Source organism: Pseudalkalibacillus sp. R45, from assembly GCF_052246725.1.
In the GTDB taxonomy this organism is placed as follows: Bacteria; Bacillota; Bacilli; order Bacillales; family Fictibacillaceae; genus Pseudalkalibacillus.
In genome coordinates this window covers 289183-305360 of the sequence record NZ_JBQQCL010000001.1, presented here as the reverse complement: position 1 = coordinate 305360, position 16178 = coordinate 289183, and the positions used below count along the sequence as shown (strand labels likewise).

Sequence of the window (16178 nt, the reverse complement as noted above, 5' to 3'; positions counted from 1 at the left end):
CTTCAGTTCCAAGTTTTCTATATCTGAATTTGTGCAAAAGATTTTAAATACATATAAAAAGGGAAGGGGAGGTATGTCGTGAAACGAAAAAAAGAGAACGTGTGGCTGGCAGTTGCAGGTATCGTCAAAAGGAATGATCAATGGTTGGTCGTAAAAAAGAAATATGGTGGGCTGAAAGGGAAATGGTCTTTCCCAGCTGGTTTCGTCGATGAAGGGGAAACGATGGATGAAGCGGTTAAACGAGAAATTTTAGAAGAGACCGGGATTGAAGCTGGGATTACAGGGGTCCTCGGCATCCGATCAGGCGTCATCAAGGAACGAATCAGTGATAATATGATCATTTTTGAACTGACTGCAGTTGGTGGGATATTAAAGGCTCAAGACAGTGAAATTGCAGAAGCAGCCTTCCGCTCTACACATGAGTTATTGAACGATCCTGATTCGTCCCTCATGATTCACTTTTTTCTTGATAAAAACAACGCTTCCAGCGGTTTTTCGACACATGATCTGAATCCTGGAAGCGAATTTGGTTATACAAACTATAAAATCTTCAATTTACCTTAAAAAGTCCGAAAAACATAAATATAGAGAGGAAAAAACCGTTGTATACGTTTACATGACGGCATATAGACAAATATCAGATTTTTCAAAAAACTTATAGGATGTTATATTATCTGAAAATTTAAAAAAGAGGTGACATCCATGAAAAAAGATCAAAAGAACCGAAACCCTCAATCTGCAACATGTCAATATTGCAAAGGAATCGGTTACTTCCAACTATTGCTTGGCGGGTCAGAAACTTGTGATCATTGCGGCGGTAGTGGACGAAAGCACAATTAAGAGTTATGACAGGTTTTTGAACATGAGTCATTTTATTTAATGGACCCCTTTCGCTAGCATTGACTCGATAGGTTTATATACAGTAAACTAGTCAATGGATATAAAGGGGTGACCATTATGCCGTTAACTATTCCAACACTGATCATTTCCATGCTTTTGTTTATGATTTTGTTTTTTGGAATCGGCTTTCTGCTCAATATGCTTCTGAGAATGACTTGGGTCATGGCTGTCATTTACCCGATCGTCGTCATCACGATCGTTGATGATGTAAGGTTGACAGAGTATTTTACTGCACCAGGCTCGTCATTCCCTGAATTGATGAATAGCATTGTACACTTGCACTTTTCTGATTTATTAGTTTTATTATTCGGTTTATTAGGTGCTATTCTCTCTGGTGTATCAATCAAAATGCTCAGAGTCAGAGGCTATCAAATGTTCTAGAATGTCATAATTTCATATGAAATACAAGGGACTGACCCATCCATCGAATAAAACACGATGTCTGGGTGAGTCCCTTTCTTTGTTCGTTCTCGTACCAGGTACCCCCAAAGAAGCCTTGCGGGAGAAGGACTTTGAAAGCGTGCCAGGCACCAAAAATAAAGCCCGCTATATCAACGTTTTTGAAACGGTGCCTGGCACCGATTGGGAAGCCTTGGTACCATTGACTTCTGTTTCGGTGCCAGGCACACAATCTAATTGAATTTTCTGACCATTCATTCCTCTCATGAATACTTTCTGGTTTTTTTGGAAAGGATTAGGCGTGAGAGGAGTGAAGAGATGCAGTTTGCAAAAACAATCCTGAAACGCACTCTTATGTCCTGCTTATTCATCCTGGCGCTATTCACGACGATCAGTAAATTCTCTGGGGTAGAGGCTTCTGGGTTAATGGCTTTGACAAATCAAAGAGAAATCTCTATCAATCTTGACGCAATGGATCATCTGAAAAAGAAGACTGCGCTGATGTTCAAATCGCTGTTCAATACAAAAACACCTTTGTTGTTGGCGAATGAAGTCATTGCAAAAGAAAATCCATTAGCTGAAATGGTAGATACAGAGCACTATCCTAAAGTAGAAGTTGTGGCGACCGGTTACACTGCTGGTGTCGAATCGACTGGTAAGACGGAAGCCCATCCAGCCTATGGCATAACAAAGTCCGGCGTAAAAGTACGCCGTGATCTCTATTCTACGATTGCAGCCGATACGTCTGTTTTTCCAATCGGCAGTATCCTGTTTATTCCGGGTTATGGATACGGAGTGGTTGCCGATACGGGCTCTGCCATAAAAAATAAGAAGATTGATCTTTATTACAAAGAAGTCAAGGATGTTTATGAAAAGTGGGGAAAAAAGAAGGTAGAAGTCTTTCTCATCAAAAAAGGGAATGGCTCGTTGACAGAGCAGGAGCTTACTGAATTGAACGAACAAGAATCGATGCAAGTCTTCCGTCAGCAAATGTTTCCACCAAAAGATACTTAACATGACAAAAGCACATAATAAAAAGAGGACCGCCCAGACATCCATTTGTAGATGTCCGAAAGGTGGTCCTTTCCGTTTTACGGTCTAGAGTGTTTAAAGACGAGTTCGGCAGACGTAACGACAAAACTCCTTCATTCCACAAATGAGCACAAACCTCAACTCCAACGCAAATCAAAAACTTCTAATCAAATCAACTTCAACAATGGATCGCCTTGTTCCTCGCTATAAGCAGGGTAGTGCTCGGGATGGATGATGGAGGCTATTTTTTGCAATCCGATCAATAGACGTGGAGAGGGCCTGCAAAAATAAGGCTCTTCCAGGACATGAACGTTCTTCGCTTTCATCGCGTTCATGTCGTTCCAGCCTGGTCGCTTTTCCAAAATAGCTGGATTCACTTTCTTTGTCTGTACACCTACCCACACAAGGCAGATGTGATCAGGTTCTTTATTTCGTACGGTTTCCCAATCCGTCTGATAGCTTGCTGTGTCTTGATCGGCGAAGCAGTTGACAGCTCCAGCCAGTTCACTTATTTCTGTCAGCCAATTGGTCTTCCCCGGCGTGAAAACAGGTTTCGGCCACCATTCCCAATACAATTCCGGCTTCTTATCAATTTTTTCAGTGATATGGCAATACTTCTCTATCAGCTCACGATAATGTTCAACGATCTTCTGAGCACGTTCTTCGATTCCTGCTAATTTTCCTAAAGTAATAAGGTCCGATGCAATCTCTTCCAACGAATTCGGGTTGAAGACATGAAAAGTGAGGTTCCGTTCCTTCAATCGCTCAATGTTTTTTTCCATACCAGGTACACTTAAAGAGGCAAGAACGAGGTCTGGTTTCAGTGCTTCCACTCGATCAATATCGATATCAAGGTCCGGACCTAATCTGGGGAGCTTGTCGATCTCTGCGGGCCAATCGGAATAATCATCCACTCCGACAAGAGAAGAGGTCAATCCGAGATAAGCAGCTAATTCTGTATTACTTGGACAAATGGATATAATGCGGATCGTGCACACCCCCTAATGGACAAAACCGTAATAAATTCCAAAACCTAACCCAATCCCAAGAATTGCCCCGAAAAAAACTTCACTTGGGCGATGGCCGAGCAATTCTTTCAACTCTCTCCGTTTTTCTTCTTCATTCTTATTAGGCCAATTCTTAATTTCAGTCGTTAGATGTTGGAAATCGCGTACCAGTTGATTCAGGACAATCGCTTGCTCTCCAGCTTGCCAGCGGACACCTTTCGCATCATACATGACGATGACGCTGAACACGACCGTGACAGCAAACAGAGTGGAGTCGACGCCTTCAACCAATCCAATTGAAGTCGCTAGACATGTAACCCCGCTCGAATGTGAACTCGGCATCCCCCCAGTGCTGAAAAAGAGATTCCATTCAAATTTTCTAGTTGAAATATACATGATCGGAATTTTGATTGCTTGTGCGAACAAAATTGCAAAAATTGCGCTCCATAATGGATAATTCGTCAATAGTCCCTCCAAGAATGCAACGTCCTTTCTCTATTACAAGTAGTTTAAGTTTATCATATCCTCTATGTAATGATTACCCGGATTTTACGACAGATATGCACGTGGTATGATGAAGGAAGGAGGAGAGGACATGGATTATCCGTTTGAATACTACCAATTCTTCATAAAGTTCAATGAAGGCGATTATTATACATGTCATGATCTTCTTGAGGAGATTTGGATGACAGATAAGCAGAATCTGTTTTTGAAAGGTCTGCTTCAAATGTCAGTCGCGATTTACCACTACGAGTATGGTAATGTAAAAGGTGCAAGGTTGATGTTCCAGCGTGCATTGGAATGTTTTGAGCCTTATCCGAATATCTATTGGGGACTGGATACAGCGGAACTATCCAACTTTGTAAAAGAATGCTTGGAACGATTGCCGGGACTTGATACCGTGCCTTATGATGAGGTTGAGGAACTCCCCGATCTACCGGATATTTATTTGTATTTAAAAGAAGATGTTTAGGTAATCGAAATATTTCGATATAATGTAAAATATAAAGAAATCAATAGGGGGAATTAGATGTTTACTGTTAAAAATGGGGTTAATCTTAGGGAAGGATTACATACGTTAGTCGTAGGAATATTTTCAGATGATAAGAAACCAACAGGCATTACAAAAGAAATCGATGATGCACTCAATGGTCATATCACTGAACTTTTCAAATGCGAAGAGCTTTCAGCAAAACCAAAAAAAGTGACACGAGTACATACGTTAGGCGTGCTTGGCGTCAAAAGTATCTATTTTGTTGGACTAGGGCAGAAAAGAGACCTTACATACCGTACTGTTCGTGATGCGTTCGGCGGAGCTGCAAAGGAACTTAAGAGCAGCAAACAAGAGGATATCGCGGTTGCATTGGATTCATTCCGATCAGATCTCGACTTCAAGCAAACCGCACACGCGCTGGCAGAAGCGTTCATCCTTGCGACGTACCAATTTGAGGATTATAAAGAAAAGAAAGAAAACAAACGTTACGAATTGAAGGCAATCACTGTCTATTCTGAAGAAGATGCAAACGCTGTCAATCATGCGTTAAAAACGGGTGAAGCGTATGCCATGGGGACAAATGTCGCACGTGATCTTGTCAATACGCCTGGAAACTTGCTGACACCTACAGATCTTGCAGAGCAAGCCGTCAATATCGCGAAAAAATATGATTTCGAATATGACGTTTTGGAACGCGAAGATATGAAGGAGCTCGGGATGGGTGCCCTGCTTGCAGTAAGCCAGGGTTCAGAGCAAGACCCGAAAATGATTGTCGTCAAATATAAAGCGAAAGAGGCATGGCAGGACGTCCTTACTTTTGTCGGAAAAGGTCTTACCTTCGATGCCGGCGGGTATTCCATCAAACCTGCTCTTAACATGCACGAAATGAAATCGGATATGGGTGGAAGTGCTGCTGTACTTGGTGCGATGGAAGCGGTTGGCCGTTTGAAGCCTGACGTGAATATCATGTTTGTCATTCCATCCAGTGAAAACTTGATCAACGGAGCGGCAATGAAACCAGGGGATGTCATCACATCCATGAGCGGTAAAACCATCGAAGTGACAAACACTGACGCTGAAGGTCGTTTGATTTTGGCTGATGCCTTAACATATGCAAAAGAACTGGGAGCGTCCTATCTTGTTGATTTAGCGACACTGACTGGCGGCGTTGTTGTTGCGTTCGGTGATATTGCATCGGGTGTCATGACAAACGATGAAGAATTTTTCGCGAAGTTTGAGCAATCTGCAGAAGAAGCCGGCGAGTATGCGTGGCGTTTACCGATGTTCGGTCCTTATAAAAAAATCCTAAGAAAAAGTGATGTCGCTGATTTCGTCAACTCAGCCGGAAAACTTGCACATCCGATCCAGGGCGGAGTCTTCCTTTCTGAGTTTGTTGGGGACACACCCTGGCTGCACCTCGATATTGCAGGAACAGCATACAGCAACAAGACAACCGAACTCGGGCCAAAAGGCGCAACTGGTGTCATGACCCGCTCCATCGTAAAACTGATTGAAAAATTCGAAACGAAATAAGAAACCGAAGAAGCTCTCCGGCACCCTGCTGGAGAGTTTTTAATTGGCAAATATCTTTAAGAGTGGTGTGCACGTGTTGACACTCCTGAAAATTCATGTTAGATTGTGTAGGGTTTTAATACATTAGTGATTTATCGAGATAAAGGATTTTTGGAGGTCAACAACATGAATGCTGTCATAATTGCTGTACTCGTCATGCTTATTCTCAGCTTGATGCGCGTACAGGTTGTATTAGCACTTGCCATTGGTGCATTTACAGGAGGAATCGTCGGGGGATTAGGCGTCAACGAGACGCTCACTGTTTTTACAGAGGGATTGGGCAACAACGCCACAATCGCACTCAGTTATGCACTTCTAGGAGCATTTGCATTAGGACTATCAAAAACTGGGCTGCCGGAAGTGCTTGTTTCCGGAGCACTTAAAGTGACACAAAAACAAGGCGATACAAGAAAACAAGCGTTATCGAAAGCCCTTTTGCTTTTTATCATCGTAACCATTTCTATCTTTTCACAAAACTTGATACCGATCCATATTGCGTTTATTCCGATTCTGATTCCGCCATTGTTGTTGATTTTCAACGAGCTTAGAATGGATAGAAGAGCGCTTGCTTCATCCATCACGTTCGGATTGACGGCGCCATACATTTTACTGCCGGTCGGATTCGGACTGATCTTCCACCAAATCATCCAGGAAGAAATGGAGAAAAGCGGATTGGCTGTAGAGATGGCGATGATTCCGAAAGCGATGAGTCTTCCTGTCATCGGGATGGTGATCGGTTTGCTTATTGCCTTATTCGTCTCTTACAGAAAACCTCGGACTTATGAAAACAAAGATATTGCAAGTGAAAGCGAAGATATTGCCGTCGAGTTTTCAAAAAGATCGCTCACATTTGCAGTCATCGCGATCATTGCGACAGTTGTCGTGCAAATACTTACAGAATCGATGATCATGGGAGCACTAACTGGTATCATCCTTTTATTCTTTGCAGGCTCCTTTTCCATTCGAGAATCGGACGTCATTTTTACAGATGGAATGAAAATGATGGCGTTCATTGGATTTGTCATGATTACGGCTGCGGGCTTTGCTGAGGTTATGCGGAAGACAGGGGATATCGAAAAACTCGTAGAGAGCGCGTCTGCGGTGTTTGCCGGGAATCAGGTTCTAGCAGCGCTCGTAATGCTTCTCGTCGGCTTGCTCGTGACGATGGGGATCGGCTCATCCTTTGCGACCATTCCGATCATCGCAACGATTTTTGTCCCGTTTGCACAGGAACTGGGCTTCAGTCCGCTGGCGATCGTTGCACTTGTAGGGACAGCCGGTGCACTGGGGGATGCGGGTTCCCCGGCTTCGGATAGTACACTCGGACCAACTGCCGGGCTTAACGCCGACGGTCAGCATAATCACATCTGGGATACGTGCGTACCGACATTCCTTCACTACAACATTCCTCTTGTCTTGTTCGGGTGGATTGCTGCAATCATCTTTTAGCTTATTGAGACCTCTTTTGCAGGAGGTCTTTTTTTGCATTTGAAGAAGGTATAATAAATACTTTCTAAAAGTGGCGGTAAAGGCTCAGCTTGTGCTAGGGTTTATCAAGTTTTCTATATGGGTGAAGAATTGTGAGCGTATTAGGGAATAATGAAAGTAATGTTATCACGACATAAATTTGAAAAAACACGACGAAGTGCTGTGAAATATCGCGCCAGCATCAAAAATGATCACGACAATCTTAATTGGAAAAGGTGATTGCATATGTATTTCGGAAAAGAAAAAGAGCAGGGAAAAGACGAGCGAGTGCCGCCGAATCAAATCGTTACGAAAAAATGGCCGGTACTTCATTACGGGGATGTTCCATATTACGAGGATTTGAATGTATGGGATCTCAGGATATTTGGGCTGGTAGAGGAAGAGGTTCGTCTGTCTTATGATGATGTGATGGAATTGCCTTCTACTAAGCTGAAAAATGATATCCACTGTGTGACTGGGTGGTCAAGACTGGATAATCAATGGGAAGGAATTCCGACAAAAGCTTTATTGGAGAAGGTGAATGTCCTCACTGAAGCGAATTATGTAATAATTCATGCAGAAGAAGATTGGACAACGAATCTCCCTTTAGAGGACTTTTTAAAAGACACAAGCCTTCTAGCCCACACACATGATGGGAAGCCACTGACGCCAGAACATGGATTCCCGCTCCGCGCGGTCATTCCACATCTCTATTTTTGGAAGAGCGCAAAATGGATCCGCGGGATTGAATTCATAGCTGAGAACAAGCCAGGGTTCTGGGAACGGAATGGTTATCATATGCAGGGCAGTCCATGGAAGGAAGAGAGGTTCAGTTGGGACTAATTCTAGGAGGGTGTTATGGAAAAGACGGAATTACATAAGTTCCACCGTAAGAATGCTGTCGAGCTGTTCAACAAAGTCTGGGATCTTATTGAAAAAGAAGATCGGAGTGCTGAAGAGGAGCTGGAAATGATTCACGCGGCCCATACTTCACGCCACCATTGGGGGATTGTTGGGGAGCCACTCAATTTTGCCAGAGGAGAATGGCAGATTTCGAGGGTGTATGCGATTTTGAATGTCGCAGATCGCGCCTATTACCATGCTCAAAAAAGTTTGGACTACTGCTTGGAAAACACTATCGGGGATTTTGATCTCGCCTATGCATATGAAGCGCTGGCACGTGCAGCCTATGTAGGCGGGCATCAGGAAAAGTACAAGGAATACATGGAGCTCGCAATAGACGCCAGCGAAGCAATCAAAGGGGAGAAAGACAAGGAGATCTTCGAGAGGGACCTGAAATCACTAACCGCAGCCACTTCCTAATCGTAGTCAGGCAGGTGAAAGATCTCATCATTTTGTAAACAGCAATTATATAGAATAAAAGGAAGCAACCGAAGGGCAAAGACAGCCCCCCGGTTGCTCTTTTTAATTAAATCATTACCCCTGTACCAGGCACCGAATGAGACCCCTTGGGAGAGTAAGGCTTCAAAATGGTGCCAGGCACCGAATAGGACCCCTTGGGAGAGTAGGGCTCAAAAATGGTGCCAGGCACCGAATGAGACTCCTTGGGAGAGTAAGGCTCAAAAATGGTGCCTGGCACGGGTGCTAGTCGAGGTATCTTCTTGCGCCGGCGTATTCTTCTCCGTAGCCGGGTGCGTCGTAGTCATCAATTTTGACAGTGGTGCTGGAGTTCGGCGAGTGGATCATCTTCCCGTCACCGATGTACATACCGACATGATGGACACGACCTTCTCCGTTATCATAAGCGAAGAAAATCAGATCTCCTTTTTGAAGGTCTTCCTCGGCGACTGGTGTGCCATGTGTCGCTTGGACAGAGGAATCACGTGGGATGATGATGCCGTTTGTTTTATAAACGGTATGGGTGAACCCTGAGCAGTCAAATCCGAATCCTGACATACCTGCCCATAGATAAGGGAGTCCAAGAAACTTTTCTGCGGTTGCAAGAACATCGTCAGCTGTTGGGCTCGGCATATCACTTTTAGACTCATAAACCTCGACCTTTTCTGATGGCAACCATTTCGCTCCATCACTCGGCGTCATTACCAAGATCATCTCACCAGCATCTTTCAAGACAGGCAGCCTTGTGTTCATGCTGATTTCCATGAATTCAGATGTTGCTTTTTTATCTTCATATAACCACGCAGTAGGTTCCTTAACGATGGCAAATGGCTTCCAATCGACCAACTTTCCGAATCCAACACCTTCAGTAAGTTGATCTTTAGGCATCCAGCCAGGATAGCCCTCATCGTTTCTTGGTGTAGGTTGTTCATGTGCTGCAACTTTTACCCAATCGCCTTGTTCTTCTAAAATCGTAACTTTAGATCCTAGTAAGGCTTGAGTTTCGAGGTTTCCAACCAGCCAGAGTTTTTCCTCATACGTCATCGAACTTGTCCATTCACGAAGATCGACTGGATTGGTCGCAGACGGTTCATCCACCGGACGTAAGAGATCAGGTGCTACCCAAAGTGTAGCCGCAGCGACATCAACATAAGCTGTTTCTTCAGTCTGAGAATCCGTTAAATCCTTTGCACTAACCGCTTCCAGTGAAAAAGCAGCAACAAGAACAAGAGAGAGAAAACCAACCAACCATTTTTTCAAAAGTTCCATAGAAATCCCCTTTCATTTTTTAATTAAAAACATCAAGAATTCAAAATCAGAGGGCAGACAATATGTTTGCTGTCAAAATCCCAAAGTACGTTCCTAGTAAGCTTCCAAGAACAGCCATCAAGATCCCGATCGGAATTAGAGATCGATGGAAAGCACCAGCTAATATCGGAGCGGATGCGACCCCGCCGATGTTGGCAAGAGAGGCAACCCCCATGGTGAAAAGGTCAAGCTTGAAGAGTTTTGCGAGAAGGAACATGACAATTCCATGGAAAAACAAAATCATGAACCCTGAAATGATATAGACCGGCGCCTGGAAAAGCTGTGAAAAATCAGCGTGTGAGGCGATCAACGCAATGACGATATACAACATCACTTTCGAAAGCTCCAATGAGCCAGGGACTCTCGCCACCTTCGTCATCGCAAGCACAATTCCAACGACAGAAGCAAAAATGATCGTCCACGTCGTACTATTTACGGCTGTACCTAGCTCTGGCAGGCTGTTACCGATTTTCGTCCCTAACGCAGAAATAAAGATTGCAAGCGCAAGAAGGCTAAGCATTTCCACAAACCCGATCCTTGCACCTTCATTTTCTTCCTCTGCAGCTGAAAGTTCAGCAGAGACCTGATCAAGGTATGTTGTATTTGTTTTGGTCCAGCGGTTGAACTTATCGGCAAAAGGGACAAGCCAAAACATGAACATTACCCAGAATGAATAGTTCACGGTATCCATGATCAGCGCGTAGCCAAAAATATTTTCAGGCACAGTGAGGATGTCCTGAAGAATCACCATGTTTGCGGAGCCGCCTGTCCAGCTCGCGCTTAACGCAGCAAAGGCTTTCCAAGTATCCGTTGCATAGAATCCTTTCAACAAAAGGTATGTAAGTGTGAATCCAATAACGATACTTATCGATGCTGCAAAAAAAGCCCCCAACATTTTAGGTCCTAGCCGGATGATTTTACGTAAGTCACAATGCAAAAGCATCAGCATCAACATCGCTGGCAACAGGACACCTCTGACAGTTCCATACGCGGTATCATTAGACTCGGAATCGGCAAAAACCCCGAATGTTTGAAGCAACGCACATACAAGATAAATCAATACGATTCCAGGGACATACTTGAAAAATTTAGAGCGGCTTCTTTTTTCCGAAATAGCGATGACTGCCGTAATGACCAGCAACACACTGACATACATGATCCCATCCTGAATCATTCCACTTTCAACTCCTTTTCAGTTTGTAAACAAAAAAACAGCTAATCGACGATATGACTCAGTCGATTAGCTGGATTTCCCCTAAGTGACCAGGAGAAGCAACTATACTTCAACGATTTGTTGATATTTGATACTCGCATTTTTGAACGCAACGACCAGCGCTTTTTGCGAGGAACCGAAATAGCGGGTCTCGATCTCAGTGGTAACATTCTCAGTATCGTTGATCGATTGACCGATAAATAAAGATTTGACGAATTTCTCTGTGAGTGAGATGGTCGCTGAACAATCGGCATCCATAATCAATCCACTTTTCCGATCGATGACAAGGCCGATAAAGAAGGCATTGAATTTCTGGGTGATGGGATTGTTGGAACTGGTTTTCGCGTCCCCGATTATGTAAATGGTATTTTTGCTATACATGCTATTCCTCCTGGGATCAAACCGCTGATATCATGAGAGATGTCCGTCGGTGAAACGAACAGTCATCAAAATAGGCACTTTGAACCTACAGCAATATTGTAATATAGCGAATGAATATTCTCAATATTTAATCTATTTTATGGTGGAAAAATAGTCCATTGTCATCAATTAACCAAAATCAGACCAAAGGGCTATTCTTCCAACTTCTACTTGAAAATTCACTTCTCTCTAGGAGAGATACCTGCTGTGGGTTCGGCTGGTTCTTCTATAAAGGTTTGACATATTAAAAAGATAATGTTACTCTTTAGTCACATCAAATATGTTACTTATAGGTCACATATAGAAAGGAGGTGTTGAAGATTAATGAAAAGACGGATGAGCTTTCGACCACATTCAAAGCATTAAGCCATCCCATCAGAAGGAAAATTTTGGACTTTCTCAATAATGGTCCATTGTCTACAGGAGACCTGGATGAAAAGTTTCCAGATGTAACCCGATATGCGGTGATGAAACATCTTAGTATGCTTGAAAGCGCAAAACTGATTACAATCAGAAGAGTCGGCAGAGTACGAATGAATTATTTGAACGCTGTTCCGCTGCGACAAATTTATGATCGATGGGTGAACAAATACGAAGGTCGAAATGCTAGTTCCCTTATAACACTAAAAGAAAAGATTGAACAAAATCCAAGGAGGAATGAAAAAATGGAAAACGGACTTAAGCAAGATTCATTTCAAATCGAACAGGAAATTTCTATCAAAGCGCCTCGAGGCCAAGTTTACAAAGCTCTTACAGAAGATATTGATCAATGGTGGGCATACCGGCTCAGCGGTTCAGCAAAATCCACATTGACATTCCAACCAACTGTCGGGGGTCGTTTTTTGGAAACATGGAGCAATGATGAAGGTGCACTTTGGGGTGTCGTTACGTATGTGAACGCTCCGGAAGAAATCCGGTTGAACGGACTTTTAGGTATGAGAGGTGCTGTTAATAGTGCATATGCTTATACACTAGAGGAAAATGGTGATGAAACAATCTTGAAGCTTTCCCACCATGCAAGTGGTTTGTTAGATCCAGAATGGAAACAGATGCATGACAGCGGATGGCAAGAACTTCTCGGAAAGTTCCTGAAAGAATATGTTGAACACGGGAAAAAACCTGAACAATCTCAATAAAGAAATGAAAGGTGGTCATCACTCCGTAAGTGTGACCGCCTTTTACTACCTTCATTTTTCAATGAATGTCATCTCAGGAATCCATTGGGACATATGTTGTTTGATTTCCGTATAGGTTTGCTGATGATCCACGAGTTGGAACATCGGCTGGATCGTATATTGACGATCGACCCACGTAGGGAGGAAAGCCGGCTCTTCAAGAGATATTTCTACCTCGTCACCCTTCACAACTTTTTCCGCTTTGATTTGGACGATGCCGCCGATATCTTTATAATCTCTCCGCTGACCGGATAGGAAGTTCCCTAATGAATAGATGACAAAGGTACGGCTGCCATCCGGGTTATCGATCCATGCAGCAGGTTGGAGCACATGTGGATGGTGTCCGATGATAATGTCAGCCCCTGCTGCTGCGGCTTCATTAGCAAGAAGCTTCTGTTGTTCATTTGGCAACCGCTCATATTCATTTCCGAAATGAAGGCTCAGCACAACGACATCCGATACCCGCTTTGCTTCTTTAATCTCACTTTTAATCAAATCGATATCAATCAAGTTCACTAGGTGCGGTTTCGATTCCGGTACAGGAATTCCATTCGTTCCATATGTGTAGCTTAGAAACGAAAAAGTGATATCGTTGCGTTCAATCAGCCGCAGATTCGTACGGTCTTCTTCAGAACGATACGACCCTGTGTATTCCACACCGATGTCATCCCAGTGATTCAAGGCGTTTAGAATTGCATCTTCCCCACGATCAAGGGTATGATTATTAGCGATTGTAACGAGATCGACCCCCGATTCCTTCAATGTTGTACCGATTTCAAAAGGACTGTTGAATCTTGGATAGGTTGAAACACCAATATCACTTCCACCGATCATCGTTTCCTGATTCGCTATCGTAATATCTGCACTTACCAGATATGGTTTAACAAGTTTGAACATTGGAGTAAAGTCGTAACCGCCATCACTGGTCTTAGCTTGATTATAAACGTAATCATGTATTAAAATATCACCGACTGCCATTAATGACGCAGTGGTGGTGATCTCTTCAGGTTCAGGTTCTGGCACATTCTGTTCAGCTGTTTCTGTATGTTGTGGTTCAGCCTTAGAAGGTGCCTCCGTTTCAGCGTTCAAGAAAAATTCGGAATTTAAAAAGAACACAAAGAGTAAAGCAAAGGAAACGACAAATAAAGAGATTGCCGTGACTTTTTTCATAAACAAACCCCCTTTACTACTATTTTAGTACTTTTATTGAAACAAGCCATGACTGGTTTTGACGAAAAAAGTCGAACTTTAGACTTAAATAATTAATTATGAGGAGTACTACATATGATTCAATACGGTTTAGGAGAATATTCACATTGGGTATTTTCAGATGTGCACGTAGATTTGATGGAAGAAGACAGATGGAAAAATCTCCATCTTTCGTTTGAACTAGAAAAAGGTGAGATTCCGGAAGGATTGACGGACCCTTCTCTGTTAGTGGTCATTGACCAGGGGACGGTAATGGAAATCGTCCTGCAAAATGAGGGCTGTGATTCGGAATACAAGCTAACGGATATGGAAAAAGAACAGTTGATCACTTTGTTGAAGGATAAAAAATTAATCTGAAAAAGAAAGGGCTGTCCATTTTAGATGGATAGCCCATTTTTATAAAGGCTGTTTTCGCAAACTTTGTTGCTCTTGCACTTAAAGAAAGTATAAAATACTTTCTTCAGTATAAGGGCAACTAAGGCTCGACCTACAAAAGGCTTGGTCTCGCCAAGTTTTCTTTAAAAGTCGGTGTTTTCCGCTCCAGGATGCTCGCTTTCCGCGGGGGCATGCGGTGAGCCCACTCGTCGCCTTGCGACCTCAGGAGTCTCCTTTTCAAGGAAGCATTTGTGCTCCTGCGTCTACAAGAAAGTCCTGTCGAAGCGAGCTTCCTCGTCGCATGCCTTGCGAGGAGATTATTCAGGTAGTAGGCACGCTGGTCCCGCAGGACAAGGAAAGCTTCGGCAGCGTTACAACGCACGAAGAAAATGCGGAGGAGTTTCGCACCTTGCTCTCTCCAATCAACTTGCACAAGATGAGTTATTAAAAATGACTCAAAAGCAACAATCTTTTAGAACAGAGCCTTTATAAAAAGACATTAGCGGACACCACAGCCGTTATTTTGACAAAAAGGCGGGATGGAATCGTTTAGCGGACATGAGAGCTCTTATTTGAGGCAAAACTCTCGGATTTTGGAGGTTTTGATCCAATTAAGGTCTCTGGTGTCCGCTAAATCCTGCCTCAAAATAAGGCGGTCGTCCCAAAATATTAGGTCCATATCCCTCAGTAATTGACACTTTTCACATTTGTTTCAGTTTTGCGATGTCTAAAAACCCGCAAATTTCTTCGCTGATTTCCTCTGGAATTTCTTCCGGGAGCAAATGGCCAGCATTTTCATACACTTTCAATTTTGCATTCGGCAAATCGTCGACCATCCTTTCTCCAACAGGAAGCGGAATCACCTGATCGTATTTTCCCCACAGTAATAAGACAGGATGATTCACTTGTTGCAATTCTTCTGGTTGCATGTCACCTTCACGATGTCTTAAGACCCGTATCAGTGCATGGAATGTTTCTTTATCATTGAATGGCTGGGCATACCCATTTATCAAATCATCATCGACCAACGACGGATTATGGACGACCGTCAGCAGGTTTTCACGTACCCCTTTTTTACTGATCCAATGCTTGATGACATATACGAAAAACGGCAGGTAGGAGCACCGTACGATAAAACGGCTTGGACGCTTCAAATAACCAGAACAGCCGAGCAGAATCAGCTTTTTGATTTTGTCAGGAACGATCCGAGAAGCATGCATCGCAACCTGTCCTCCCATAGAATGCCCAATAACATACGCATTCTCGATGTTCATATTTTCAATAAAGTCAGCGATAAGCTGCCCGTAATTTTTTAAGGAGTACATGAATTTTCTGGACTTTTCACTCTGTCCAAAACCAGGTAGATCAATCGCGAAGATATGAAAATGTTCTTTTAATAATGGTATGAGCCTGCGGAAACTGAAACAGGAACTTAAGAATCCGTGAATCAGAATTACAACAGGAGTATCCGGTTTCCCATGTGGATAATGTTCATAATATATATTGATATCCTGAAGCCGCATCTGCTTTGCAGGATTTATTTCCTCGGTCGTAGATGCTATCATCTCCATTTTTTCACCCCAAACATCTGGTTTTTTATATTAGTTTTTCCTTTAAACGCAACCTCATGTAGATCAAAAAATGACAAAAAAAGAGGCCAAGCATGGACAAACGTCTGAAAAAAGGGCTCTTTTTCGAGCATATATTCCTTCCGTTTTTTGGTTCAAGTACATATTTTATTATGAAGA

Annotated in this window: 19 protein-coding genes; 12 read left to right on the top strand and 7 right to left on the bottom strand. The window is 43.1% G+C overall.

Features of this window, described 5'->3' with window-relative positions; translation table 11 throughout:
- The first annotated feature begins 78 nt into the window (after positions 1–78).
- The 4 genes from ACTWQL_RS01585 (at position 79) to ACTWQL_RS01570 (ending at position 2313) form a co-directional block, all read left to right on the top strand.
- On the top strand, positions 79–564 hold the full coding sequence (locus tag ACTWQL_RS01585) for an NUDIX domain-containing protein (protein ID WP_443140683.1): 486 nt from the start codon (positions 79–81) through the stop codon (positions 562–564).
- A 138-nt stretch (positions 565–702) separates the two neighbouring features.
- A complete protein-coding gene (locus tag ACTWQL_RS01580; RefSeq protein ID WP_221566639.1) occupies positions 703–840 on the top strand; it encodes a YuiA family protein in 138 nt (45 codons plus the stop codon).
- A 117-nt stretch (positions 841–957) separates the two neighbouring features.
- The gene (locus ACTWQL_RS01575; RefSeq protein WP_443140682.1) at positions 958–1281 is read left to right on the top strand and encodes a YuiB family protein; all 324 of its coding nucleotides are present in this window, start codon (positions 958–960) and stop codon (positions 1279–1281) included.
- A 336-nt stretch (positions 1282–1617) separates the two neighbouring features.
- Positions 1618–2313, top strand: coding sequence for a 3D domain-containing protein (locus ACTWQL_RS01570; RefSeq protein WP_443140681.1), 696 nt, complete (start codon positions 1618–1620; stop codon positions 2311–2313).
- 185 nt (positions 2314–2498) lie between these two features.
- Here the strand turns inward: ACTWQL_RS01570 and ACTWQL_RS01565 are convergent, their stop codons facing one another.
- Complete coding sequence (locus ACTWQL_RS01565) at positions 2499–3320, bottom strand: cobalamin-binding protein (RefSeq protein ID WP_443141441.1); 822 nt, start codon at positions 3318–3320, stop codon at positions 2499–2501.
- A gap of 12 nt (positions 3321–3332) precedes the next feature.
- A complete protein-coding gene (locus tag ACTWQL_RS01560) occupies positions 3333–3803 on the bottom strand; it encodes a divergent PAP2 family protein (RefSeq protein WP_443140680.1) in 471 nt (156 codons plus the stop codon).
- 130 nt (positions 3804–3933) lie between these two features.
- On the opposite strand from ACTWQL_RS01560, the gene ACTWQL_RS01555 reads away from it, so the two are divergent.
- From ACTWQL_RS01555 to ACTWQL_RS01535, 5 genes are all read left to right on the top strand, one after another.
- The gene (locus tag ACTWQL_RS01555) at positions 3934–4311 is read left to right on the top strand and encodes a DUF309 domain-containing protein (RefSeq protein WP_443140679.1); all 378 of its coding nucleotides are present in this window, start codon (positions 3934–3936) and stop codon (positions 4309–4311) included.
- A gap of 57 nt (positions 4312–4368) precedes the next feature.
- The gene (locus ACTWQL_RS01550) at positions 4369–5865 is read left to right on the top strand and encodes a leucyl aminopeptidase (RefSeq protein WP_443140678.1); all 1497 of its coding nucleotides are present in this window, start codon (positions 4369–4371) and stop codon (positions 5863–5865) included.
- A 165-nt stretch (positions 5866–6030) separates the two neighbouring features.
- The gene (locus tag ACTWQL_RS01545) at positions 6031–7353 is read left to right on the top strand and encodes a Na+/H+ antiporter family protein (RefSeq protein WP_443140677.1); all 1323 of its coding nucleotides are present in this window, start codon (positions 6031–6033) and stop codon (positions 7351–7353) included.
- Positions 7354–7617: 264 nt separating this feature from the next.
- Positions 7618–8214, top strand: a complete 597-nt coding sequence (locus tag ACTWQL_RS01540; protein WP_443140676.1) for a sulfite oxidase-like oxidoreductase — start codon at positions 7618–7620, stop codon at positions 8212–8214.
- Between the two features lie 15 nt (positions 8215–8229).
- Positions 8230–8694, top strand: coding sequence for a hypothetical protein (locus ACTWQL_RS01535; RefSeq protein WP_443140675.1), 465 nt, complete (start codon positions 8230–8232; stop codon positions 8692–8694).
- A 282-nt stretch (positions 8695–8976) separates the two neighbouring features.
- On the opposite strand, the gene ACTWQL_RS01530 is transcribed toward ACTWQL_RS01535, so the two are convergent.
- The 3 genes from ACTWQL_RS01530 to ACTWQL_RS01520 all read right to left on the bottom strand — a co-directional run bounded on the left by ACTWQL_RS01530 (position 8977) and on the right by ACTWQL_RS01520 (position 11632).
- Complete coding sequence (locus tag ACTWQL_RS01530; RefSeq protein WP_443140674.1) at positions 8977–9999, bottom strand: C40 family peptidase; 1023 nt, start codon at positions 9997–9999, stop codon at positions 8977–8979.
- A gap of 46 nt (positions 10000–10045) precedes the next feature.
- A complete protein-coding gene (locus ACTWQL_RS01525) occupies positions 10046–11212 on the bottom strand; it encodes a DUF819 family protein (RefSeq protein ID WP_443140673.1) in 1167 nt (388 codons plus the stop codon).
- Positions 11213–11314: 102 nt separating this feature from the next.
- Positions 11315–11632, bottom strand: a complete 318-nt coding sequence (locus ACTWQL_RS01520; RefSeq protein ID WP_443140672.1) for a DUF3870 domain-containing protein — start codon at positions 11630–11632, stop codon at positions 11315–11317.
- Positions 11633–11985: 353 nt separating this feature from the next.
- On the opposite strand from ACTWQL_RS01520, the gene ACTWQL_RS01515 reads away from it, so the two are divergent.
- Complete coding sequence (locus ACTWQL_RS01515; protein WP_443140671.1) at positions 11986–12807, top strand: SRPBCC domain-containing protein; 822 nt, start codon at positions 11986–11988, stop codon at positions 12805–12807.
- A gap of 51 nt (positions 12808–12858) precedes the next feature.
- On the opposite strand, the gene ACTWQL_RS01510 is transcribed toward ACTWQL_RS01515, so the two are convergent.
- A complete protein-coding gene (locus ACTWQL_RS01510; protein WP_443140670.1) occupies positions 12859–14016 on the bottom strand; it encodes a CapA family protein in 1158 nt (385 codons plus the stop codon).
- 114 nt (positions 14017–14130) lie between these two features.
- Here ACTWQL_RS01510 and ACTWQL_RS01505 point away from each other — a divergent pair, with 114 nt between their 5' ends.
- Together ACTWQL_RS01505 and ACTWQL_RS01500 are read left to right on the top strand one after the other, a co-directional pair.
- Positions 14131–14412, top strand: coding sequence for a hypothetical protein (locus ACTWQL_RS01505; RefSeq protein WP_443140669.1), 282 nt, complete (start codon positions 14131–14133; stop codon positions 14410–14412).
- A 319-nt stretch (positions 14413–14731) separates the two neighbouring features.
- Positions 14732–14878, top strand: coding sequence for a hypothetical protein (locus tag ACTWQL_RS01500; RefSeq protein WP_443140668.1), 147 nt, complete (start codon positions 14732–14734; stop codon positions 14876–14878).
- A 253-nt stretch (positions 14879–15131) separates the two neighbouring features.
- Here the strand turns inward: ACTWQL_RS01500 and ACTWQL_RS01495 are convergent, their stop codons facing one another.
- Positions 15132–16001, bottom strand: coding sequence for an alpha/beta fold hydrolase (locus ACTWQL_RS01495; RefSeq protein ID WP_443140667.1), 870 nt, complete (start codon positions 15999–16001; stop codon positions 15132–15134).
- Positions 16002–16178: the final 177 nt, after the last annotated feature.

What these genes read in the sequence shown, in the direction of transcription:
- ACTWQL_RS01580 (WP_221566639.1), top strand. Translation starts at nt 703, where the DNA reads ATGAAAAAAGATCAAAAGAACCGAAACCCTCAATCTGCAACATGTCAA.
- ACTWQL_RS01575 (WP_443140682.1), top strand. Translation starts at nt 958, where the DNA reads ATGCCGTTAACTATTCCAACACTGATCATTTCCATGCTTTTGTTTATG.
- ACTWQL_RS01570 (WP_443140681.1), top strand. Translation starts at nt 1,618, where the DNA reads ATGCAGTTTGCAAAAACAATCCTGAAACGCACTCTTATGTCCTGCTTA.
- ACTWQL_RS01555 (WP_443140679.1), top strand. Translation starts at nt 3,934, where the DNA reads ATGGATTATCCGTTTGAATACTACCAATTCTTCATAAAGTTCAATGAA.
- ACTWQL_RS01550 (WP_443140678.1), top strand. Translation starts at nt 4,369, where the DNA reads ATGTTTACTGTTAAAAATGGGGTTAATCTTAGGGAAGGATTACATACG.
- ACTWQL_RS01545 (WP_443140677.1), top strand. Translation starts at nt 6,031, where the DNA reads ATGAATGCTGTCATAATTGCTGTACTCGTCATGCTTATTCTCAGCTTG.
- ACTWQL_RS01540 (WP_443140676.1), top strand. Translation starts at nt 7,618, where the DNA reads ATGTATTTCGGAAAAGAAAAAGAGCAGGGAAAAGACGAGCGAGTGCCG.
- ACTWQL_RS01535 (WP_443140675.1), top strand. Translation starts at nt 8,230, where the DNA reads ATGGAAAAGACGGAATTACATAAGTTCCACCGTAAGAATGCTGTCGAG.
- ACTWQL_RS01530 (WP_443140674.1), bottom strand. Translation starts at nt 9,999, where the DNA reads ATGGAACTTTTGAAAAAATGGTTGGTTGGTTTTCTCTCTCTTGTTCTT.
- ACTWQL_RS01525 (WP_443140673.1), bottom strand. Translation starts at nt 11,212, where the DNA reads ATGATTCAGGATGGGATCATGTATGTCAGTGTGTTGCTGGTCATTACG.
- ACTWQL_RS01520 (WP_443140672.1), bottom strand. Translation starts at nt 11,632, where the DNA reads ATGTATAGCAAAAATACCATTTACATAATCGGGGACGCGAAAACCAGT.
- ACTWQL_RS01510 (WP_443140670.1), bottom strand. Translation starts at nt 14,016, where the DNA reads ATGAAAAAAGTCACGGCAATCTCTTTATTTGTCGTTTCCTTTGCTTTA.
- ACTWQL_RS01505 (WP_443140669.1), top strand. Translation starts at nt 14,131, where the DNA reads ATGATTCAATACGGTTTAGGAGAATATTCACATTGGGTATTTTCAGAT.
- ACTWQL_RS01500 (WP_443140668.1), top strand. Translation starts at nt 14,732, where the DNA reads ATGCCTTGCGAGGAGATTATTCAGGTAGTAGGCACGCTGGTCCCGCAG.
- ACTWQL_RS01495 (WP_443140667.1), bottom strand. Translation starts at nt 16,001, where the DNA reads ATGGAGATGATAGCATCTACGACCGAGGAAATAAATCCTGCAAAGCAG.